This is a genomic window from Celeribacter baekdonensis, assembly GCF_900102315.1.
GTDB lineage: Bacteria > Pseudomonadota > Alphaproteobacteria > Rhodobacterales > Rhodobacteraceae > Celeribacter > Celeribacter baekdonensis.
Map to the genome: position 1 here is coordinate 1 of NZ_FNBL01000012.1, position 21,452 is coordinate 21,452.

Genomic DNA, 21,452 nt, shown 5'->3' on the forward strand with positions numbered 1-21,452 from the left:
TGAACCGTCCGACGTGTCGGCGGTTGCAAGCCCTGCTGCCAGCACGCGCTTCGGATTTCTGTCACGATGCGCGACAGGCTTGGGCGTTCCCGCCGTAAGAAATAACGGCGAAGATGTTCTTCGATCACCGCTTCCACCTTGCCGGATATCAAGGTTGTACCAGTCGGGCGGCCCCGTTTCCGAGAAGCCAGCGCGCTGGTGCGCCCACCCTCTTCGGCCAGACGCTTTATCCAGCGCCAGACAGTCGCCCTGCTGACACCAAGCTCCCAAACGGCGTCATTGATGCCACTTTCCAGACTGCCAGTTCCTTTGAGATATGCCTGAACAAGCGGACGCAGAACGGCCGCCCTGCGCGCCTCCTCAGCACCAGCGGCAACGAAGTCTTCGCGATCATCATCCATCAATATTTGCCACACGAAGCTGCGAACCCTGTCTCAGGTTTAAGGGCAAAAATATCGGATTTAAAGGCAAAATATCATATTTAAGGGCAAAGCAAGGCCGTTGATTTCGTTGGATTTCTCATCTCACAATTAAGGGCTACGCGACACCAAGGCAAAGATGCGGGACGTCACCCCGCCAGTTAATGCGAGGATCTGCTTGAGCGACCGCACTTGCAGATTGGATTTCTTCTCCAGCGGCATGGCCGCGATCAATGTCTGGATCATATCCGAAAACTCGGCATCATCGCGCCAATTCGGCAGGTGGTGTTCATCAAGCCGACGGGCCAGTTGGACATCGCCGCGAATGGCATCGACGGCTTCGCTGACACCGTAGCAGACCAAAGATGCCTCCAGCTCGTTGCTGAGATACCTCAAGACATTGAGGAACCGGCGCTGTTCCCTATGCGTGCCCGCAAGAAGGTTGTGGACTTCGTCGATCATGATCATCCGCAGCCCGAGGTCGCGCAAAAGGCCCACGACCCGAACTTCCAGCGAGGCAACACTCTGCGCCTTCAGGCTCAGCGTCGACGACGGGGCTCCGACGGCTGCGAGGATGTGCATATAGAACCGCCGCTCATCAGGAGCGGGTGGCGCCTGCAACAGAAGTAACGGGGTGTGGGTGACGCCCGACTCCGGATCATACTCCGGCGCATAGCGTCGCGACAGGTTGCGGGCGATCATTGTTTTGCCGATGCCGGACGCCCCATGCACCAGAAGGCCAGGCATGCGGGTCTGCCGCGACATCTCAATCAGACCATGCAGCCGGTCCAGCACTTGCTCCGCTCGGGGAAAGCCGATCCAGATGTCCGATTGAATGAGGGCGATGCGGCCGTCGTCTTCAGTTTCTGCCCTCAATTCACCAGCGCTCCACCTTGAACATGGGGCGCGATGGGCGTTGTTGCAGAAAGTCGGCCTGAGTTGTGAGTGCCCCTTTCCCATTCAGTTTCATGCCACGCGGACGACGTGGGCGGTGCCGAGCGCGTTGAAGCGATTGACAAGGGCGACCCGGATGTGGATTTCGGCGGTTTGGCGATCTGGATCCCGCGCGGCGATGCGCTCACCGAAGGCCTTCAGGCATCGCATCTTGGCCTCCACTCGGCTACGGGCGTGGTATCCGGTCCACCGCTTCCAGAATGCCCGACCGTAGTGACGCGTGGCGCGCAGGGTTTCGTTGCGCGCCTTGGCAGCCGGGCAGTCCTCTTTCCAAGCTCGACCGTTCCTTCGGGTCGGTATGATTGCCGTGCCACCGCGTGCGATGACGGCGCCGTGGCAGCGGCGGGTATCGTAGGCACCATCCGCGGTCACGGTGCCGATGTCCTCGTCCTCGGGGATCTGGCCCAACAGGTCCGGCAGGACTGGGCTGTCGCCTTCCCGGCTAGGGGTGAACTCGACGGCCCGGATATCCGAGGTGGCGATATCCATCGCCAGATGCACCTTGCGCCATTGGCGGCGGCCCTGAACGCCATGCTTGCGGGCCTGCCATTCGCCGTCGCCAAGAAACTTGATGCCGGTGCTGTCCACCAGAAGATTCAGCGGCCCTTCGGCACGGCGATAGGGGATCTGCACCTTGAGGGTCTTCTGTCTGCGGCACAGCGTCGAGTAGTCCGGAACGGGCCAGTCTAGCCCTGCCAGGCGCAGGAGGCTCGCGACCATTCCGGCTGTCTGCCTGAGCGGTAGCTTGAACAGAACCTTGAGCGACAGGCAAAACTGGATCGCGGCATTCGAAAAGACCGGCGGGCGCCCTGGGCGTCCCTCATGCGGCGCGTGCCAGGTCATCTCCTTGTCCAGCCAGATCAGCAGCGATCCGCGCTTCCTGAGCGCATCGTTGTAGCTGGACCAGTTCGTCGTGCGGTAGCGGGCGGGCTTGGGCTTGCTCATGCAGATCGTCTAACCGCATGGATTCCCGATGTGAATCCTTCACCGACTGAGTTCTGCAACAACGCCCAGTGCATCACCCAAAAAAAGGGAAACGACGCCAGACCGAGAAGCCTGACGCCGCGCTAGAAAAAAACCCCTGAACACGGTTCTTCTAGCGCAGTGTCCGAACCCCTGCAACCAGCAAAGTGTTTTTGCTGGCAAGAATGTTGTTTGCTCTCGACATGGCATCGTCTCTCTCAGGAGATACGACCATGGAACCAACGACTGGCCTGATCCTAAGGCGGATCACGCAGACAGACCTCTCTGTTTCGGCGCACAAACTGGCCACGCTCATCCTCGACGGAATTGCGTGGAAGGACGGGTATAACGGCCTGCCCCGCGGCACGGCTGCCTTCACCCTGTCCTCTCTGGCAGCGAAGATGGGCGTCTCGCGCCAGTACCTGAGCGTTCTGCTGAGTGAGCTTGAAACTTCTGAACTGAAGCTTGAGCGCGAGAAGTCGAACGGCAAGTTCGCCCCCTGGCTCTTCCGCTTCGCGGCCTTTGACGACGGCGAACAGACCCACGATCTCGTGTCAGACGGAGACGACACATCACTATCTAGAGAAGAATCTAACAAAACTATATTCACAGGACAGATCAACATTGACGGTTGCTCGAACGTGTTCCGAACATGCTGGGCCGAGCTGATCAAGGCCGCGAAGAGCGCCCTACCCTGCTGGAACGTCGATACGCAAGTGATCTGGGAACGCTTCCTTGCCTTCAACCGGGCCCGTGGGAACAGCAAGGTTCCGGCCGGTTTCCTGCTCGGCTTCATGCGCCGGTGGCGCACCTCGCTTGGAGAAGCGACGCGCCCACCGGCTCTCCCCGCACCACAGCCGGTTCAAGAGCCACGAGAGCGCGAGCTGCACGAACAGATCAAGGCTGCGCCAAGCTCGAACCGCCAGTTTCACGCGTCAGACCTGTGTCGCGTCATAGGGCAAGCGGCGTACGATGCGCGCATTGTCGCCGTGATCCGGCAGTTCGGTTGCCCGAGGTTCACTGCTACGCTTGCAGTCCACGGGCGTGCAGTCCTGGCGGGCGAAATCTCGCGGTGATGATGGATCGGGTGCCACAACTCTGGCCAGAACGTATTCAGTCAGGGCAGTTCTGGGATCAAAGCAGGTCGGCGAATTGCTCCAGGTCGGCAACCGTGGCGACCAACCCCTGCTGTGTCAGGATCGCGAGATACTCGTCGACGCTTTTGAGCGGATTCTTGAGGCGCGCGCGAACTTTCCGCAGCGCGGAACAGACCAGACCGGGCGCGAGAGACAGTTGGTTCCGGAAAAAGTCGTCAGGGTGTTGGGTCTCGATGCCAAAGGGCGCAAGTGCCGCTGGTGGGAAGTCCTTCAGGTTCTGCGTGACGATCGCGTCACAGCGCCCAACGATTGCCGCCGCCAGAACGTGCCGATCGTCAGGGTCCGGCAGTGTTAGGGCCGGCACCAATGCCTCGTAGCCGGTGACCAGACAGTCGCGTGTGGCCCTGTCCATCAAGTCGCGAGTTCGTTCCAGCGCGGCGCGCTCCCGATGAGGTTCATTGCGCAGAAGCGCATCAATCCACTCCCGATGGATATCGGCCGTCCACTTGGCCTTGAAAAGGTCTGTGACCGCCAACTGCATCAGTGCATCGCGCATCGGCGCGGGATAAAGGACGTTCGCATCGAACAGGACCGTGTACTGGCTCATTTCGAGCGGTAGCCCATGTCCTGCTCTTGAGCGTCGGCGGCCAGTTGATCGAGCGCAGCTTCACGCTCGGTATCGATCGCGGCCTTGTAGGACATCACGTCTTCCATGCGGACGCGGCGATGCTTGCCGACCTTCCGATGCGGTATGGCACCATCCTCGAGCAGCTTGATCAGGAACGGACGCGAGACGTTCAGAACCTCAGCGGCCTGTACGGTCGAGAGTTCGGCGTTCTCGGGGATGATGGTGACCCCCCGCCCCGCTGCCATCGCCTCGAGGATCTCCATGAGCAGCGATACGGCGCCCGCAGGAAGCTCGATCGGCTCCATCTGCTCGGAGTCCGTCACACGAAGTTTCAACGGCGCGCGCGCCTGGGCGAAGCGTGACAATGCCTGGCCAGAGACGCGCGCAATCGCTGCGTCCTGCGGCGTGGGCGGAAGATGTCGGTGTGCCAGCATGTTCATGGTGGTCTCCTCTCCGGTTTCTGTTCTCTACCACCATATATGAAATAAGTGCAACAAATGCATTAAGTGTTGGTGAGTTTCTGCGCGCCCTGCCGCGTGCTCGCGGTTATCGCTGCTGTCGAGTGAGCGGGTGAGACCCACGCTAACCTTCAGTTTGTCGCCTTCCACATCCTGAACCGCCCCTGTCCTGTCACCTCGCGGATCAGACCCCGCTCTTGCATCCATGCAAGGTTGCGCTGAACAGCGGCGCGACTGGCACTCGTCAGGGCCTGGGCCATTGGCGCAGAGACGAGCGGCCATTCGGTCAGCACTGCGCGCAAGGCCGGCGGCGTCCTGCCCGAGAGCAATGTCATTTCGGCTTCCGCCCGCGCCGACCATGCCTCGATATCGTCAAGGTGCCGCACCGCGGTCAGGCACGCGGCTTCCATCCCGTATAGCCAGCGTTCCAGACGTTCGAACGGTGAACCACCGGCTCGTAGTCCCCCTGCCCCGCCCATGGCCAGAGGCGTGAAGACTGCGCCTCTTCCATCGCTGGCCGCGATCCGCGCAGCTGCGACAGCCGCTTCCATACGGTCGTCGTGCTGCCCGAGCCCCGCGAGGCGCCAGAGGTGAAAGCCCGCGCAAGCGCGAGTGATCGGGTGCAGGTCCGTGGCCTGCCCCATCAGATCCAGCCAACCGCTCGCGCGATCCACGAACGGCTCGGTCTCATCACTGATGTTCTCGGGGTCGCGACGGTCGAGGAAGGCGGAAAGGTCCTGCTCCGGTCCCGGTCCACCCGTCAGTCGCCGAATCGCCCATCCGACTCGCGCCAGCGCCGCCGTGTCGTCCTGGACACCGGACAGGCGCAGCGAGATCCAGAGCGCCAGCCGGTCTTGGCTGATGCGGTCACCGGTGTGCCAGCTCAAATCTGCGGCCTCCATCAGCGCAAGCCGATGCCGCCATCCTTCCGGTCCGCGCTTCAACCGGTCGTCCAGCGCGCCGACGCGACCGGCCACACGGGCAAGACGCGCGGCCTGCCCGCCCTCTGCCTTCCGCCATTCGTCGAGGACCTCGGTTTCACGCGGTTCGGCCCGTGGTCCCGGCGGCAAATAGTCCGGCTCGTCGTCCATCGGACCGGGCAGAAACCACAGGTCGTCCTCAGACGCCTGTTCGACCTCCTCAGCATAAATGCCGAGCGCGTCGGATTCATCATACAATGCGGGGGTTCCAGGCCTCATATGCGCAAAATACAGCTATTTTGAGCTTTACCCAAGGGTTTTATCAGAGTGCGTTTGTACACCTTACATAGCACGCGCGCGCGATGGTCCGCGAGACCTCCCTGATCGCGCTCTGCGTATGGAAACCAAGGGCTTTCTGATGAACAGCGCCACAGAGCGCGCCCTTGCATTCATTTACAAACGGTCGTTTATTGGTGGTACATAAAATTGCAAACGGCCCAGTTTCATGCCGCTGATTGGCTATGCGCGCGTCTCCACCGAGGATCAGACCCCCCTGCCCCAGTCTGAGGCACTGCAGTCTGCGGGATGCGCCGAGATTTTTGAAGAGCACGCCTCGGGCGGCAACCGCGCGCGGCCCGTGCTTGCACGTGTGCTGGAGCGGATTGGCAAGGGCGACACGCTGGTCGTCGTGCGGATCGACCGGCTTGCGCGGTCTTTGTCGCACCTACTTGAAGTGATCGAAAGACTGGAAGGCAAGGGGGCGTTCTTCCGCTCGCTCCAGGACCCGATCGACACTGCGTCGCCCCAGGGCAAGTTCACGTTGCAGGTTCTGGGCGCTGCGGCTGAGTTCGAACGCGCTCTGATCCGCGAGCGTACCAAAGCCGGACTTGCCTCGGCACGCTCAAAGGGCCGCGTAGGCGGCAACCCAGGTCTTCGCGCCAAGGACCCTGAAGCGCTGCGCAAGGTGCGGCTGGCGCGACAGGACGGCTACATGGAGCGCTTGAACGAAACTGCGCAGGATTGGGTGCCCCATGTGCGCCGTTTGCGCCCCGATATGGCTTGGGAAGACGTCCTGCGGATCATCAATGGCCCCCTGCCCCATGATCGGCGCTGGACGCAAAGCCGCCTGCTCCGCGCCGTGAAGGCATACGTGGTGGACGGATTCCTGCCTGCTGAAGTGCTTGGACGCGCTGGACGTCGCGAAACCGACGATCGCCTGCCTGCGATTGTCGCCGCAATCAAAGGTGCTGACCCGGAGATCACCTTGCAGGCAATCTGCGACCGACTGGAATCCATGCGTGAGCGCACCCCTCGCGGTCGCACCAGCTGGCAGCCTTCCTCAGTCAGAATGCTGCTGGAGCGTGCTGAAAAGCTGGGGCTCCTCTGAGGATCACACTTGTGTTGGCCTAACCGATTGCCACTAAATCTAGAAAGTGCTTGCACGAATCTGGTTGGTCGGGCAATAGTCTCGAAAAATAACGCGCGGTCACATAAAAAACGCGCCCACGGATCGGGGCAGACATGAGCGAAGTAGAGCAGGATCTAGACATCGCCATCGGGCACTACGCGGAACTTCTCGCGTCGAACCTGCATGCTCAGCGCGCCGCACACTTCCCTCCGGATGCAAAGAAGGTGATGCGCACTTTGACCAGCGGTGAAGCTGCTGAGCTCCTTGGCGTCGACCATACCTATCTTCGGAAGCTTCATCGAGAAGGAAAGATCGTTGACGTTGAGACGACGGCTGGAAGTCATCGTCGCTATACGCTCGACGATATCTGGGAAATCCGGCAGACGCTTGAAGGAAACGCAAAAAAGTCTGGAACTTACGTGCCTGGGCGTCGCGACGGTGACGACCTTCAAGTTATTTCAGTGGTGAACTTCAAGGGCGGGTCCGGCAAAACGACGACGTCTGCTCACCTCGCTCAGCGCTTGGCGCTCAAGGGGTACAGGGTTCTTGCGATCGATCTCGACCCCCAAGCATCTCTTTCGGCTCTTCACGGAATCCAGCCAGAACTCGACCTTATGGAGGGCGGAACCCTCTATGATGCCGTTCGCTATGACGATCCGGTTCCGATCGCCGAAGTGATCCGCAAGACCTACATCCGCGGCCTTGATCTTATCCCGGGCAACCTTGAACTCATGGAGTTCGAGCACGAGACGCCTGCTGCTATCCAGCGAGGCGGAGCGAAAGCGTTCTTCGCGAGAGTTCATGACGCACTCGATAGTGTTGAAGCGAACTACGACGTTGTTGTGATCGACTGCCCGCCGCAGCTTGGTTTCTTGACGATGTCAGCACTTTCCGCGTCCTCGGGTGTTCTCGTGACGGTTCACCCGCAGATGCTTGACCTCATGTCGATGTCCCAATTCCTGCGAATGACTGCGGATCTCCTGGGAGTGATCAGGGATGCAGGCGCAAATCTGCGCTTCGATTGGCTGCGCTTTTTGCCAACGCGATACAAAGTCGGCGACGCGCCACAAACCGAAGTCATCGCTTTCATTCGCGGGCTGTTTGGGAGGTCCGTCCTGACCAATCACATGGTTGAATCGACCGCAATTTCTGATGCCGGCTTGACCAAGCAAACGCTCTATGAAGCTGACAAGAAGGACTTCACGCGTCAGACGTTTGATCGTGCGATCGAATCCATGAACGCAGTCAACGATGAGATCGCTGAAATCATCCAGAACACATGGGGGCGGAATGGCAAGAAAGCCTAAACTCGGCCTGCCGCTGCAGACCCTTCGCAACGCTCCTGACGCTCTTGAAGGGCGCCGACTGCGTGGCGGTGTATTTGAGATCGATCCGGCGCAGATTGTTACCGAAGGACGATTGGATGACAGGCTTCAGATTGAAGTTGAGGGCCTGAAGAACTCTATCTCCAAGAACGGTCAGCGTGTGCCTGTATTGGTCCGCCCACTTGAAGGCGATCGCTACAACCTGATCTATGGCCGCAGGCGCCTAGAAGCATGTCGCGAACTCGGTATCAAAGTTCGAGCCATCGTCACTGAAGTTGAGGGTGATCAAGCGCTTCGAGATCAGCTTCTCGAGAACCAAGAGCGTCGTGATCTGAGCTTTATTGAACGTGCGCTTGTGGCGACGGCGCTTCTGGACGGTGACCATTTGGAAGGGGCTGAGCGCACCAATCGAGGTGTCGCCGAAGTCCTTAACCTCCACGAAGCTGGGGTTTCACAGCTCTTGAGTGTCGTTCGGACGGTCGGCGAGGAACTCATCCAGGCAATTGGTGCGGCTCCCGGGATTGGTCGCCCGAGATGGGAAGAGCTCAAAAAGGCTTTGGGTGCCTACGACGGTGATCGAGACCAACTGCAAGCCGTAGCTCATGCAGCCAAGTCCGAAAGTTCCGGCTCGGTCGATGAGGTTTCTGAGCGCGCGTTTCTCGCAGTTCTGGCAGCTGCGAAGAGCCCAGAGAAGAAAGCAAACCCGTCTGGAAAGGGCGTGCCTACTGTGGCGATCCCCGGTGTCGGAGCTGCGACGGTCAAGACCGGCCGCCAAGGCAAGCAGCTTAAACTCGATCTGACTACGGATGAACCTGATTTTATCAGCTGGTTGGAGGGTAATGCCCCAAAGCTGATTACCGAGCTTCATGAGCGCTGGAAGCGTTCAGGAGACTGAGGAAGAGCAACCAACAAGAAGGAGGCACGATACAGGCAAAAAGAAAAAGGCCCCGAGAAGCTAGCTTCACGAGACCTTTGTAAGGTTTCGCACCGGGACCAGCCCGCTACAAAATCTCAGTTTTCGCACTTCTGAATGTAGCGTTCTGGCCCCTACCCCGCAAGCGCAAAGCGATTCGCGGGCCGTAGAAATTTTGCCTTCGTGAACGTTTTCATGGAGTACACACCGATTTCGCCGTTTATGCGGCCGATCTCGCACGCCCATCTGCGCGTGATCGAGCGACCCGATGCATCTGTTCCGGGCAGACCCGTCAACAAGTGGGAACTCCTGCGCGAGCTCTCCAAGGCGCAAGCGGCCTTTGGCGTGTCAGAACGTGATTTGACTGTTTTGCAGGGGCTCCTCAGCTTCTTTCCAGACGATGCACTTGGCGGGAACGCCGAGATGGTAGTCTTCCCCTCGAACAAGGCGATCTGTGAGCGCCTGAATGGTATGCCCTGCTCCACTATGCGTCGTCACCTCGCGCGTCTTGTCGAGGCTGGTTTGCTCCAGCGGCGTGATAGCCCCAATGGAAAGCGCTACGTCCGCAAGCACGGCGAAGAGCGCGTCGCCTTTGGCTTCGATCTTTCCCCGCTCTACTGCCAGTCCGAGGAGATAGCACGGGCCGCAGAGGCCGTACGTGAGGCTGAGGAGCGCGTCAGGCGTCTGAGAGAGGTTGTAAGCCTCATGCGGCGTGATCTCGCGGCCCTCGCAGAGTTCGGAGACGAGATGCAGCCAGGCCTAGGCATCTGGGACCAGCTTCGTGACAAAGCTATCCTCACAGCGCGCGCGCTTCGCCGCAAGCTTTCAATTGAGGACCTCGCGGCCTATCGAGCAGATCTTGAAGCTCTCCTCGATCAGGCACGCAACATCATTGATGGCTCTGAAACAGAAGAAATGAACACCAATGATGCTCGATCTGAGCGTCACCATCATAATTCAAATAAAGAATCTATAGATCTTGAACCTGCTTTAGAAAAAAGCGGGGCGGCGGCCGACGTGCCAGATGTGGACAGGAATGAGCCCGTGGCTGACGTCGATGAACAGGACACAAGACACTTGCCAAAGATCCCGCTGCACCTGGTGATCGCGGCATGTCCCTCGCTCAAGACCTTCTACCAAGGCGAAATCCGGCATTGGCACCAGCTTTTCGATGCGGCATGCCATGTGCGACCAGCCATGGGGATCAGTGCATCTGCATGGGAAGAAGCGCAGCGGTTCATGGGTCCGGAGCAAGCGTCGATCGTCGTTTCTGCCATGCTGGAACGCTTTGAGGACATCAGATCGCCTGGTGGATACTTGCGAGCTCTGACTGCCAAAGCTGTGGCCGGTGAGTTTTCCTGTGGGCCGATGGTCATGGCATTGATTGGGCGACGATCTGCAGCTTAACAGCTGTTAAGGTTGAGAGACTGCGTACTGTTCCGCCACCTCGGGATTGACGACTTAACAGCTGTTAAGGTCCGGTCTCGGGAGCGCCAGAACAGGAGAGGGAAAGGTTTGTTGGTTTGAGGGGTGACGGGAAGTGAGATCGGAAGAGTGGCTTCCGGCGCCCGTCGTGGAGAAGATTTGATGGCGAAATCTGCCCAGAAAGTCACCCTGTCCCCGTCCCGGGACATTCCCTTCGACAAGCTCGTGCTGAGCCAGTCCAACGTCCGGCGCATCAAGGCTGGCATCTCGGTCGAGGAACTGGCCGAAGACATCGCCCGCCGCGGGTTGCTGCAGAGCCTGAGCGTTCGGCCCGTTCTGGCGGATGATGGGTCCGAGACCGGTAAGTTCGAAATTCCCGCGGGCGGTCGCCGCTTTCAGGCCCTGTCTCTCCTCGTAAAGCAGAAACGCTTGGCCAAGACGACGCCCATTCCCTGCATTGTTCGGGATGCCAATTCCACCATCCTCGCCGAAGACGACTCGCTCGCTGAGAACATGCAGCGCGCTGCCTTGCATCCGCTCGATCAGTTCCGCGCCTTCGTGGCGCTTCGGGAGAAGGGTCAGGGCGATGAAGAGATCGCGGCCGCTTTCTTCGTCACGCCGCAGGTGGTCAAACAGCGCCTGAAACTCGCCGCCGTGGCCCCTGCCCTGCTTGAGCTTTATGCCGAGGATGAAATGACGCTGGAGCAGTTGATGGCCTTCACGGTCAATCCGGATCACGAGCGTCAGATTCAGGTCTGGGAGGCGATCAAGTCGTCCTGGAACAAGGAGCCCTATCAGATCCGGCGCATACTGACGGAAACCTCGGTGCGGGCCTCCGATCGTCGTGCCGTCTTTGTCGGCGTCGATGCCTATGAGGCTGCTGGCGGCACCATGTTGCATGACCTCTTCCAGGGCGATGACGGGGGCTGGCTGGAAGACCCTGCCCTGCTCGATCGTCTGGTCAGCGAGAAGCTTCAGGCTGAAGCCGAAGTCATAGCGACCGAAGGTTGGAAATGGATCGAGGTCTCGCTCGACCTGCCCTATGGCTACAGCCACGGCTTGCGGCGTCTCAACGGAGACCCGGCGCCGATGACGGATGACGAAGGCGCGGCCCATGCCAGGCTGCTTGCCGAATACCGAGCGCTCGAAGAGGAATACGAGGGCCAGGATGAATTCCCCGAAGAGATCGACGCGCGTCTTGGCGAGTTGGAAGTCGCGATGGAGAAGCTCGAGACCCGGCCGCTGATCTTCGACGCGGGGGAGATCGCGAGGGCAGGGGCGTTCGTGACGCTTGACCGTTATGGCGAGCTTGCCGTTTATCGGGGCTTTGTGCGGCCCGAGGATGAGCCAAAAACAGACGTCGACGTCCACAGCGGTGAACAGGCAGCAGACGGGCCGGGCGTGGAGCTTTCAACGGGGAGCAATGTGGACGGTATCGGCCACAGCACGGTGATCACCTCTGCTGGTCAAGCGCTTGGCGTCAACGTGCCCGACGACGAGGACGATGGTGCGTTGAAGCCCTTGCCTGAGCGGCTGGTCATGGAGTTGACGGCGCACCGGACAGTGGCACTGCGGGAAGCTGTCGGGCGCTCCCCCGACGTCGCGCTGACGCTGCTGCTCCTGAAGCTCGTGGGTGACACCTTCCAGACGTCCAGTTCGGCCGGCAGCTGCCTCGAGGCTTCGGTCCGTCACGTCTACATGTCGGCGCAGGCGAGCGATCTGAAGGACAGCGTGGTGGCCAAGCTGGTCGACGATCGCCACGCCGAGTGGGAGGCCGACTTGCCGCTCGGCGACGATGCCGCTCTCTGGGACTACCTGACCTCCCTTGATCAAGGGAGCCGGCTGTCGTTGCTCGCGCATTGCCTCAGCTTCGGGGTCAACGCGCTCCATGAGAAGGTGAACCCCTATGGTGCCGGTATCTCCGCCAGCGGGTTGACCAGGCGGATGACCCAGTCTGACTTGGTCGCCCAGGCGGTCGAACTCGACATGGTCGAGGCGGGTTGGCAGCCGACGGCCGATACCTACCTGAACCGCGTGCCCAAGGCCCGGATCCTCGAGGCCGTGCGTGAGGCGAAAGGGGAGGGGACGGCGCAACTCCTCGATCACCTGAAGAAGGGCGAGATGGCGAGTGAAGCCGAGCGTCTGCTGAAAGGCAGCGGCTGGTTGCCGGAGGTTCTGCGCCGTCACGATCTGGCAGCACTCGATGGCGCGGAAGGGCAGGGGGCGCCTGAGCTCGTTTCCGACGCTGAGCAAGCCGAAGATGTCGACCTTCCCGCCTTCCTCACCGCTGACCTGCCGAGCAATGAGGCATCGATGATAGCTGCGGAGTGATCTGCGCCATCCGAGGGCGGGGAAACCCGTCCTAGATCACATAAAATACAACAATATCAATATGATGAATGCAAAATCACGCATTCAGGATGAGGAATCATGTCTGCATCGACCATTCTCGACACCGCGCCGCTAGGGGCGCTCATTCGCTACACCGACAACAGTCCGAAACCACCTGCGCGTTTCACGAAGAAGCTCGCGGCCTGGGAACGCTCGAACGGCGTTGGCCGTCTCGTCAAGAAGGAGCCGCCGCGACCCTATCCGACCCGGGCGGCGCCGGCGTCGTTCACGCTGCACGAGGGGAACTTCTCTTCGGACGGAGTCATTCTCGTGACGATCATGCGAACGCATTCGGCTGACAGCGCCTTGACCTTCGAGGTCGCTGAGGAACCACAGCCCGGGCAGGTTCGCGTCCTTTTGGATTTCGGCGGTTGCACGGAGCTGCTCCACCTGGCCGAGTCTGTCACGGCTGCCGAGCTCTGGATCGCCAAAGAAGGCTATCGCAATGCGCGGCTGGAGATTGTCGGCGAAGAAGGCGCTGCTAGGGCAGGGGGCGCGGAGCTTGCCGCCTGAGCCTACGTAGAACCCACGGGGCCCGCCAAAGCGCGGGCCTCTCACCCATCACGACCCTGTCCCGCGAAATCGCGGAGCACCATAGGATCCAATCCAACACGGAAGGAGGTCTTCTACCAAATGTCTGCCGGGAGGCTGGCAGCGATAGCATCAGCGGGACACCCGGCTCCAGTCAGCGGTCGCACCATCCCCCGCTCGCCATTCCCTTCCTTGCCCCGAATCCAGTCTTCGAGATCAACCCGCGAGGGGTCGGACTACGGGCGAGCCCGTGCCGCCGGGTGGATTCGGACGAGCCGAACGCACCCGGTGATGTCAGCCAGTTTTCGGGCCAGCGGGGTCCTGTCGCGCGGGGGATGGTCCTCCGCCTCCAAGACAGGAGCCAAACAGATGTCCCGCAAAGATGCACATGCCTTCGCCGCCTCCCTCGCCGCCACGCTCATGGTTTCGATCGTCGTCTTCCAGGCAGGTGATGGAACCTTTGGCGCCGTCCCCGCCGATGAAATCGACGGAGACGAGGTACAGGTGGTGGGTGAGATCGACCCCTGGGCGTAACGCCCACGGGATCGAAGACGGCTCGGGTTCGGAGCAAGGCTCCGATCCGGGCCTTTCGCCTGTCCACCGTTCCGGCCGACCGGCAGAATGAGCCGACGATGGTCGGCATGCCTTTGCATTAAGAAAACAAGCTCGAGCGTTAGCCAATCTGGCTTTGCACAGACATCAGCGGTCAATTGCAGTGCAATGAATGCAGCTTGAACATCGTCAGGGTTCGTCGGACACTGCGTTGTATTTGGTTCGGGTCACGTCGCATGCTCTACAAATCATTGATTTCCTTATACGGTTCATCGCTTGCGGGTAAATCGGCTCCTGCTGACGACCTGGTTTGGCACTTTACGCCGTCCGAGGATCTGAGGCTTTTTCGCGAGTATGCGCTCGATGCCCTACAGCAGGCAAAAGTATACCTGCTCGACCATATGGCTGCAGCCTATGCCGATACGCTTCATGACGCAGTCGCCAAGCAGGCTTCGGAAACCGGTCTTCCCGCAATGGCCATTCTGGGTGAGGTAAAGCTCCCCGCCGACGTTGTTTGGGTCGAATTTGACGATCGAGAGCTGGGTGTCGCGCGCTTTGAACGGGCTTCACATGTAACGAGACATGACGACAAACCCATAGGCACTGGTCTACGCGGCTATCTCATCGATGATCGAAACAATGGCCACTTGCGCATCACGATGTTCCATCGCCGCGACAATTCGAGGGTCGTCGATCCAATCTGCGCTTTGCTCGTGAAGCGAACTCCGACAGGCGAGTTGAACTACGACAACGTCGAAATCGAGTTGAGCCGTTCCATGGTCGAATTCCGTGTGCGGAGCGGTGATACGATGGAAATGATCAACGGTCGGCGCACGGTGCACCAAGTTGAAACAGGCTACGATCTTTTCATCCCCTACGCGCTCTTTGCGATGCTGGCTTCCCCGGACTTGGGTGGCATCATTCCCACGGAAAACGAGACGTTCACAGCCAAGGATGCCAAGACCGCTCGAAAATTCGGGAAGTCCTGGATTCTAGGCGCGCAGAAATCCCATCTTACAATCCGCATTGGTCCGCAGGCCGCGGCTCACATGGAGGAGCGGCAGGCTCGCCTTGAGTTCGAGCGTCAGGTCCAGGACGGGCGAAGCGGCCCTGTTCGCCATTGGGTGAGCGAACATGAGCGGCGCTATCGCAGCGGTAAGGTTGTGTTGGTGAAGGGGCACCACAGAGGGCAATTGCCTGCGCCTAATCTGCCAACGCGTGTGATGGGACCAAGACCCGAGGCAACGATTTTCGAGTTGGACGCAGTTGATCCGTCCGACCCAGACTGAACCCGGAGTTTTCCATGCAGCCATGTCGTCCGCCGTCAATCTATCGTCGCCACATTGACGAACAGCCGTAGTTTTCGGCCGTGACCGGACCAGGTCGGCGCCAAAAGCTCAGAATGCCGGAAACCCTGCGATACCGGCGCACAAGCGGTTTCCATTCTCCCCGATCAGTTCGGCCAGGAAGTGGTCCATCCCGTGGCGATAACTTCCGCCTTGGTGCAACCTTTCGCCATCTGCCAATCCGAGACCGTGGGGATTGACCTGGCGGCTTTCTTCCGCATTTTCTGCAGAGCGTTGGGCGACAATGTCCCGAGATCGAAATCAGCCGTTGGTGCGGTTCGTGTCCTGAATATTCCGGTATCGATAGCCTGTCTCGGCAAGGCCCTGCATTCCCCTGCAGGGAAGGGCAGTGGGGCGAGAGCTGGTGATAGCCACTTTGGCCGCTGGTGGGGTGCTGGGCTTTGGGTCAAACAGTCCGATTGGCAAGGGGACATGGTCTGGCATGGGCTCCCCGTATCTCTCTGTCTCCTGGGCCATCCCTTCGACTGACAATCCCCTAATCCCGTTCGGTCTCCTGCGCGCAACCCCGCGTCAGTCCGGGCCGTGTTGGCCGCCTTAGGCGTCCTGCCCGCTCCACCCCGGTCCTTTGGGGGTTTCCGGTGTCCATGCTGTCCACCGTGCACGCGTCACCCGACGGGCTTTTTCAGGGTCTTGTCGAAGGGACGGTCCCGAAGACAGGACACACAGGAGCTTATCATGCAGAACATCGTCATCCTCGCCGGCAACATCGGTCAGACCCCCGAAGTCCGCACCACCCAGAGCGGCACCAAGATCACCAACTTCAGCCTCGCCACCTCGCGCCCCCGCCTCTCGGAAGGCCGTGTGATGCGCGACGAGAACGGCTACCGGGTCATGGACACCGAATGGCACCGCATCACCTGCTTCAACGGTCTCGGCAAGACGGTCTCTGAGCATTGCGAAAAGGGCATGAAGGTCCTCGTCCACGGCCGCATCCACTACACCAAGTGGATCGACAGCATGGGGAACGACCGCTACGGCTGCGAGATCATTGCCGAGAAGGTCGACTTCCTGAGCCGCCCGAAGTCGGCCGAGAACGAAAACCCCGAACTGGTCGACCGCGACGATGAGATCCCGTTCTGAGGAACGGGGTCTCCCCCCCCCCTCAGGCCCGGCGGGGAAACCCGCCGGGTTCGCTGCACTGCTACAATGTAGCTTCGAGCCCACTTTGGCCGATGATGCAATGCAGCTATCTGCCGAGCAGTGCACGCATTAACGGGTTCGTCATGGCAATGTCGGGCATGCTTTCCGATCGGTATGGAATATTGAATTTAATCAGGTCGTCGGACTCGCGCGACGCTTCGACACCAATGCTCTCAGCCATGTCCTCTAAGATATCGCCGATTGCCTCGAAGGCATCCAAATTCTTCCATCTCCCAAACTCGTTCCAAAGCGCCTCCTGCATTTCAATCAAGCGTTCGTAGAACGGAGAAAACCACCCAAACTCAGCCTCATCGGTGAGAGCAGGCGGATGCGTTTCCGGGGTTTCCTGCGCCGCTGCAGCACCCACAAAGTAAGATGAATACTTCAGCAGATCGCCGAGCTTCCCATATACTTCCCCTACAATCTGCCCAACATCCCCGTGGGTCCGATATGCCTTAATCAGCTCATAGCATTGGCCCCTGGTATCGCCCAACACCTTGACCAAGGTTTCGAGGTAACCCTCTACGGGATCATCTCCAATGGAGCCTGCGATGCGGCATACAGCATACTCATCCCACGTTGCCAGAATAACCTGCCAGCGCATGTTATCTAGGATATTGCTGTGTGTTTTCTGAAGAAGAAACCCGGGGAACGACTTGTCAAATGCTGCTGTCACCTCCACATGCGCGCATTCGTGTGCAATTAGGTGAAGTGATTGCCAAAAGTATTCGGTTTCCTCCCCAGGTCCTTCTAGGATGCTGAGCGCGTAGTTCGCGTTAAGTACTAGATGCGTTTTGATCACACCGTCGCGAATTACCGTGGGCGCCATTGCAACACCGATGGCGACACCTTTGGTGGCGGTGAGTGTGTAGGTTGTCTCATATCCACGATCAAGATCAGCCAGTGCTTCGTCGTAGTCGAAGGCGACCGTCACGCCATCCAGGTTGGTTAGGTCGATGGATTGGCTGATGACGCTGAGAACGGAATGCAACTTGTACATCGCCTCCTTGGCGTAGTCCTCGTCTGGAAACATTCTGGCGGAAAACTGAAGATCGCTCGGAATCGTAGTGCCTTGTGGCAGTTCGGCGGTCTTGCCCTCTTCATCCTGCAACTTGCTCACCTTTCACCCCCTAAGTCTGAGATTCCCACGCACATCTAGAGATGGACACATACTGCGCTGGTACAACCGAATCTGGGTAGGAAATTCGGCGATTGCGCAATCGCAGCGAGCGCCCGCTTCGTCCCGCATTGCCGCCGCTCGTGCCTCTTTTGAAGAGTGAGAGAAAGGCTGGTTGCTTTCGCGACAGGTTAAAGGCTGGGAGAGTGGCTCCCGGCGCCTGTCGCGGAGGAATGCCGATGGGCGTTGTTGAAGTTCTGGATCCGGTACAGCCGACGCGGGCTGGTGGCTGGAAGGTGGATGTGAGCCGGGGTGAGCGGAACGGGCGGGTGTCGTCCGAATGGTTCAACCGGCCCGATGACGAGCGGTATCTGTCGCTCGACGATCTCTGGGCGAGCGTGAAGGGTCGCTCCGAGCGCAGCCGCAGCCGCGTGGTGCAGACAGCGGACATCCGCGTCGAGGCCGCGCGCGACAGCGCCGAGCGATTGCACCTGGTCCTGCCGAAGGCGCATGAGCCGGTCGTGCCTACCCATTGGGCGTTTGGCCAGCTTGCCAGCATTGTCGGCGCTCCGGCCTCCTACCTGCGGCAGTTGCCCGCGCCGCTGGCGGGGATCAACCTGCAATACGGCCTGACCAACCACCGCGCCGAGCAGGTGAAGACTCTCGAGACGGAAGACGGCCAGACCGAACTGCGCGCCGTGACCGGTCCCGACTACGGCCGCATCCATGACTTCGAGCTTGTCGAGGCGGTGCAGCGCATCGCGGGCAATGGCACGGGCGATACGCGCTGGAAGGTGCCGGGTGTGCTCGACTGGTCGACCGGGGTCTACAACCCCGATGTCGAAATCAGCCGCGATACGACCACGCTCTACGCTTCGGACCGCGATGTCTTCCTGTTTCTGGTCGACGACCGCAATCCGATCGAGGCGGGCAAGTTGCCCGACGGCTCCCCCGATCTCTATTTCCGGGGCTTCTATTGCTGGAATTCCGAGGTGGGCGCGAAGACCCTCGGCATGGCGAGCTTCTACCTGCGGGCGGTGTGCCAGAACCGCAACCTCTGGGGCGTCGAGGACTTCCAGGAGATCAAGATCCGCCACTCGAAATACGCCGCTTCGCGCTTTGCCCATGAGGCGGCCCCGGCGCTGACGCGGTTTGCCAACTCCTCGCCGCAGGGCTTCGTGAATGGCATCAAGGCAGCACGGCAGCAGGTCGTGGCGCGCAGCGACGAAGACCGCGCGGATTTCCTGCGCAAGCGGGGCTTCTCGAAAGCGGAGTCGGGCAAGATCATCGAGAAGGTGCTGATGGAGGAAGGCCGCCCGCCCGAGAGCATCTTCGACTTCGTGCAGGGCATCACGCGGCTTGCGCGCGACAAGACCCAGCAGGATGCGCGCCTCGACATGGAAGGGCGCGCCAAGAAGCTCCTCGACCGGGTCGGCTGACGCGAAGCCCGGCACAGCGACCGCCTGCATCCGCGGCGGTCGCGTTTTCCTCTTCCACATGCACGCCACTGGCCCCGCCTCGAGAGGGCAGGGGCTTCGAGGTGGGCAACTCGCGAGACCTCCATGACCCCCCAGGAAAAAACCGTCATCCTCGAGGCCCGAGACATCCTCGGCCGTTATCTTAGCCAAAACCCCGTCATCGACAGCTGGCAGGGGCTTTTGGACTATTGCGCGCTTACCGTCCGCGGCCCGATCGAGCGATTTCACGTGCTCTATCTCGACCGCAAGAACCGCATCCTTGCCGATGAGCTCCTGTCGACCGGAACGGTCGATCACGTCCCGGTCTATCCGCGCGAGGTGATCAAGCGGGCGCTGATGCTGAACGCCAGCGCCCTGATCCTGATCCACAACCACCCATCGGGCGATCCAACGCCGTCCGAGTCCGATCTCAGCATGACGAAGGAGATCCAGAATGGCTGCAAGTACCTGGGCCTGACGTTGCACGACCACATCATCGTCGGCGCCGGGACGGAGCTGAGCTTGCGGGCCCTCGGCAAACTCTGAGGGCCCATCGGACCCATCACCGCCGCCCCTTCGAGGAAGAGGGCGGCGGTTTGGTTTTTGACGGATGAGGCGGGGAGAGAGGCTTCCCGCGCCGTCGGAGATACTCCCATGTTCGACCTGTACTTGCCCATCCACCCGACCGCCTTCGCGCGGGGCATCCCGCCACATTTTCCCTTGGGCGACACCGATCCCGATCATCCCTTCGCCCTGACACTGTCGCGCCGCGCACCGGCTGACCTCATGTCGGGCCGGGCCGCCCCGCTGGTCCTCGCCCGTTTCGCTTCGCTGGCCGAGGCCATGCAGGGCGCGATCGATCATGCCGAGGGGATCGACCCGGGTGCCGCACCCCAGCTTCTGGCAATCCTCGACCGCGACGCCCGCCTTGTGCTGGCCGGGGCCGCCAGTGATTACGCGGTCGCCTGGTGCCACCCGGTGACGAGCGCGGCCGAGGCGCGGGGCGTGGTGACCGAGGCGAGCCAGCTGCGCGCACAGGCGGGCCGAGCGGCCACCTGGGGTGAGCCCGATCTGGCGCAGCGGCTGCGCCACCGCGCCGATCTTCTGGATGCGCGGCTGGTCGATCCGCTCTGGCGCGGTTTCGCCGCCCGGGCGCTGCAGGTCGCGGCGTGAGGCCCGAGAGACAGAGGAGGGCAGGGAGGAATTGGAGTTGTTCCGGGTGAGAGAGAACGCCCGGGACAGCTCCGATCCCTTCCCTTGACCGGAGACACCCGATGACCCTGACCGAACCCTCCCTCACGCCGCCTATGGTGCCCCCGACCGTCGACATGGCGCAGATCATCGCGGCGCATGCCGAACGCACGGCTCGCATCGAAGCACTGCGCCCTGGCAACAAGGACCGCCTCTTCGACGGCCTCATGGCAGCCGGCATCACCCATGTCACCGTGACGTTCGATGGTGCCGGCGACAGCGGCCAGATCGAAAGCATCGGCGCATGGTCCGGTGATACCGCCGTCGATTTCCCCGCCACCGAAATCGAATACGCCGCGCTGACCTGGGACGACCCCGAGGTCGAGATGCGCAGCCTGTCGCTCGAGGATGTTGTCGAACAACTCGCCTACGACTTCCTCTCCGACACCCATGGCGGTTGGGAGAACAATGACGGCGCCTGGGGCGAGTTCTGCTTCGACGCCGCTGCCCGCTGCATCCATCTCGAGTTCAACGAACGGTTCACCTCGTCCGAACTCACCACCCATGATTTCTGAGGGGGCGGGTATGGCACATCCCTATCACCACGCCCTCTCCTCGGTGAAGAAATGGGGCGGCACGGTCGACGACTTCATCGCCGTGCATTCCTGGTTCGACCAGAGCAAGGAGATCACAGCCGACTTTCGGCACCGGGCGCTGCGCCACCATGCGGAGGGGATCTTCATGGCCGAGACGATTTTCGGGCAGACTCTCACGCTCTCGACCGGGCGCATCATCCCGACCCGCTGGGTCGGGGAACAGCATGTGAAGGAAGACCTCGGCTTCATCCCGAGCTTCGCCGACTGGGTAAAGGCGATCCGGCCCGAACCCTGGATGGGCCGGGCCGAGCGGATCGAGGCCCTGGTTGATCCGCATCTCGCCTCGCCCGTGGTCGAGGTCACCTGAGATGAGCGATCCAGCCTATCAGCGCCTCGGCCTGTCCGAAACGGCTTCGCCCTACGCCGTCCTGCGGGCGGCGGTCAGGGCGCTGCATCCCGACACGCGCGCCCTTCGCACCTTCCGGACGGCGCGCAAGCGCTTCTATAGGCAGATGCTCTGCGCGCATGCCGCGCGACAGGCGGCAGGCGACAGTCCTACCGGCTGATCGCCCCCAACCACCCCTTCATTCCAACACAACG

22 protein-coding genes and 1 pseudogene are annotated in these 21,452 nt (G+C 60.8%); 16 read left to right on the plus strand and 7 right to left on the minus strand.

The window, feature by feature from the left end; genetic code table 11:
- The 3 genes and pseudogenes from BLT54_RS16550 to BLT54_RS16560 all read right to left on the minus strand — a co-directional run.
- A pseudogene (locus tag BLT54_RS16550) lies at positions 1–401 on the minus strand (helix-turn-helix domain-containing protein); the annotation flags it as partial.
- A gap of 129 nt (positions 402–530) precedes the next feature.
- A complete protein-coding gene (locus tag BLT54_RS16555; RefSeq protein WP_245708040.1) occupies positions 531–1,295 on the minus strand; it encodes a TniB family NTP-binding protein in 765 nt (254 codons plus the stop codon).
- 90 nt (positions 1,296–1,385) lie between these two features.
- Entirely contained in the window at positions 1,386–2,318 is a 933-nt protein-coding gene (locus tag BLT54_RS16560; RefSeq protein WP_007803217.1) for an IS5-like element ISRhba5 family transposase, read from the minus strand.
- Between the two features lie 251 nt (positions 2,319–2,569).
- On the opposite strand from BLT54_RS16560, the gene BLT54_RS16565 reads away from it, so the two are divergent.
- Positions 2,570–3,412, plus strand: coding sequence for a hypothetical protein (locus BLT54_RS16565; protein WP_007803218.1), 843 nt, complete (start codon positions 2,570–2,572; stop codon positions 3,410–3,412).
- 58 nt (positions 3,413–3,470) lie between these two features.
- Here BLT54_RS16565 and BLT54_RS16570 read toward each other — a convergent pair whose 3' ends face one another.
- From BLT54_RS16570 to BLT54_RS16580, 3 genes are all read right to left on the minus strand, one after another.
- Positions 3,471–4,040, minus strand: coding sequence for a PIN domain-containing protein (locus BLT54_RS16570; protein WP_007803220.1), 570 nt, complete (start codon positions 4,038–4,040; stop codon positions 3,471–3,473).
- Positions 4,037–4,501, minus strand: coding sequence for an excisionase family DNA-binding protein (locus tag BLT54_RS16575; RefSeq protein WP_007803221.1), 465 nt, complete (start codon positions 4,499–4,501; stop codon positions 4,037–4,039). Before BLT54_RS16575 ends, BLT54_RS16570 begins: the two co-directional genes overlap by 4 nt.
- Positions 4,502–4,650: 149 nt before the next feature.
- Positions 4,651–5,718 carry a helix-turn-helix domain-containing protein gene (locus tag BLT54_RS16580; RefSeq protein ID WP_007803223.1) on the minus strand — a complete coding sequence of 356 codons (1,068 nt, stop codon included), beginning with the start codon at positions 5,716–5,718 and terminating at the stop codon, positions 4,651–4,653.
- Between the two features lie 226 nt (positions 5,719–5,944).
- Between BLT54_RS16580 and BLT54_RS16585 the strand changes: the two genes are divergently transcribed.
- From BLT54_RS16585 to BLT54_RS16625, 9 genes are all read left to right on the plus strand, one after another.
- On the plus strand, positions 5,945–6,826 hold the full coding sequence (locus BLT54_RS16585) for a recombinase family protein (RefSeq protein ID WP_074646405.1): 882 nt from the start codon (positions 5,945–5,947) through the stop codon (positions 6,824–6,826).
- Positions 6,827–6,960: 134 nt separating this feature from the next.
- The gene (gene repA, locus BLT54_RS16590) at positions 6,961–8,154 is read left to right on the plus strand and encodes a plasmid partitioning protein RepA (protein ID WP_074646406.1); all 1,194 of its coding nucleotides are present in this window, start codon (positions 6,961–6,963) and stop codon (positions 8,152–8,154) included.
- Positions 8,138–9,067: a plasmid partitioning protein RepB gene (gene repB / locus BLT54_RS16595; RefSeq protein WP_074646407.1), complete on the plus strand. Its 930-nt coding sequence runs from the start codon at positions 8,138–8,140 to the stop codon at positions 9,065–9,067. Before repA ends, repB begins: the two co-directional genes overlap by 17 nt.
- A 213-nt stretch (positions 9,068–9,280) precedes the next feature.
- On the plus strand, positions 9,281–10,492 hold the full coding sequence (repC, locus tag BLT54_RS16600; protein ID WP_074646408.1) for a plasmid replication protein RepC: 1,212 nt from the start codon (positions 9,281–9,283) through the stop codon (positions 10,490–10,492).
- Positions 10,493–10,672: 180 nt separating this feature from the next.
- Entirely contained in the window at positions 10,673–12,841 is a 2,169-nt protein-coding gene (locus BLT54_RS16605) for a ParB/RepB/Spo0J family partition protein (protein WP_074646409.1), read from the plus strand.
- A 99-nt stretch (positions 12,842–12,940) separates the two neighbouring features.
- Positions 12,941–13,414: a hypothetical protein gene (locus tag BLT54_RS16610; RefSeq protein WP_074646410.1), complete on the plus strand. Its 474-nt coding sequence runs from the start codon at positions 12,941–12,943 to the stop codon at positions 13,412–13,414.
- 387 nt (positions 13,415–13,801) lie between these two features.
- The gene (locus tag BLT54_RS22640; protein ID WP_008335988.1) at positions 13,802–13,966 is read left to right on the plus strand and encodes a hypothetical protein; all 165 of its coding nucleotides are present in this window, start codon (positions 13,802–13,804) and stop codon (positions 13,964–13,966) included.
- A gap of 254 nt (positions 13,967–14,220) precedes the next feature.
- The gene (locus tag BLT54_RS16615; protein WP_074646411.1) at positions 14,221–15,273 is read left to right on the plus strand and encodes a hypothetical protein; all 1,053 of its coding nucleotides are present in this window, start codon (positions 14,221–14,223) and stop codon (positions 15,271–15,273) included.
- 753 nt (positions 15,274–16,026) lie between these two features.
- A complete protein-coding gene (locus BLT54_RS16625) occupies positions 16,027–16,431 on the plus strand; it encodes a single-stranded DNA-binding protein (RefSeq protein ID WP_074646413.1) in 405 nt (134 codons plus the stop codon).
- 106 nt (positions 16,432–16,537) lie between these two features.
- Here the strand turns inward: BLT54_RS16625 and BLT54_RS16630 are convergent, their stop codons facing one another.
- Positions 16,538–17,611, minus strand: a complete 1,074-nt coding sequence (locus BLT54_RS16630; RefSeq protein WP_107718007.1) for a hypothetical protein — start codon at positions 17,609–17,611, stop codon at positions 16,538–16,540.
- A 236-nt stretch (positions 17,612–17,847) separates the two neighbouring features.
- Between BLT54_RS16630 and BLT54_RS16635 the strand changes: the two genes are divergently transcribed.
- From BLT54_RS16635 to BLT54_RS16660, 6 genes are all read left to right on the plus strand, one after another.
- Entirely contained in the window at positions 17,848–19,047 is a 1,200-nt protein-coding gene (locus BLT54_RS16635; protein WP_074646415.1) for a DUF932 domain-containing protein, read from the plus strand.
- Between the two features lie 123 nt (positions 19,048–19,170).
- Positions 19,171–19,611 (plus strand): JAB domain-containing protein, encoded by a 441-nt coding sequence (locus tag BLT54_RS16640; RefSeq protein ID WP_074646416.1) that lies wholly within the window; start codon positions 19,171–19,173, stop codon positions 19,609–19,611.
- A 108-nt stretch (positions 19,612–19,719) separates the two neighbouring features.
- A complete protein-coding gene (locus BLT54_RS16645; protein WP_074646417.1) occupies positions 19,720–20,238 on the plus strand; it encodes a DNA repair protein RadC in 519 nt (172 codons plus the stop codon).
- A gap of 101 nt (positions 20,239–20,339) precedes the next feature.
- Complete coding sequence (locus tag BLT54_RS16650) at positions 20,340–20,831, plus strand: DUF6878 family protein (protein WP_074646418.1); 492 nt, start codon at positions 20,340–20,342, stop codon at positions 20,829–20,831.
- 10 nt (positions 20,832–20,841) lie between these two features.
- Complete coding sequence (locus tag BLT54_RS16655; protein WP_074646419.1) at positions 20,842–21,219, plus strand: DUF6915 family protein; 378 nt, start codon at positions 20,842–20,844, stop codon at positions 21,217–21,219.
- Position 21,220: 1 nt separating this feature from the next.
- Complete coding sequence (locus BLT54_RS16660) at positions 21,221–21,418, plus strand: hypothetical protein (RefSeq protein WP_074646420.1); 198 nt, start codon at positions 21,221–21,223, stop codon at positions 21,416–21,418.
- Positions 21,419–21,452: the final 34 nt, after the last annotated feature.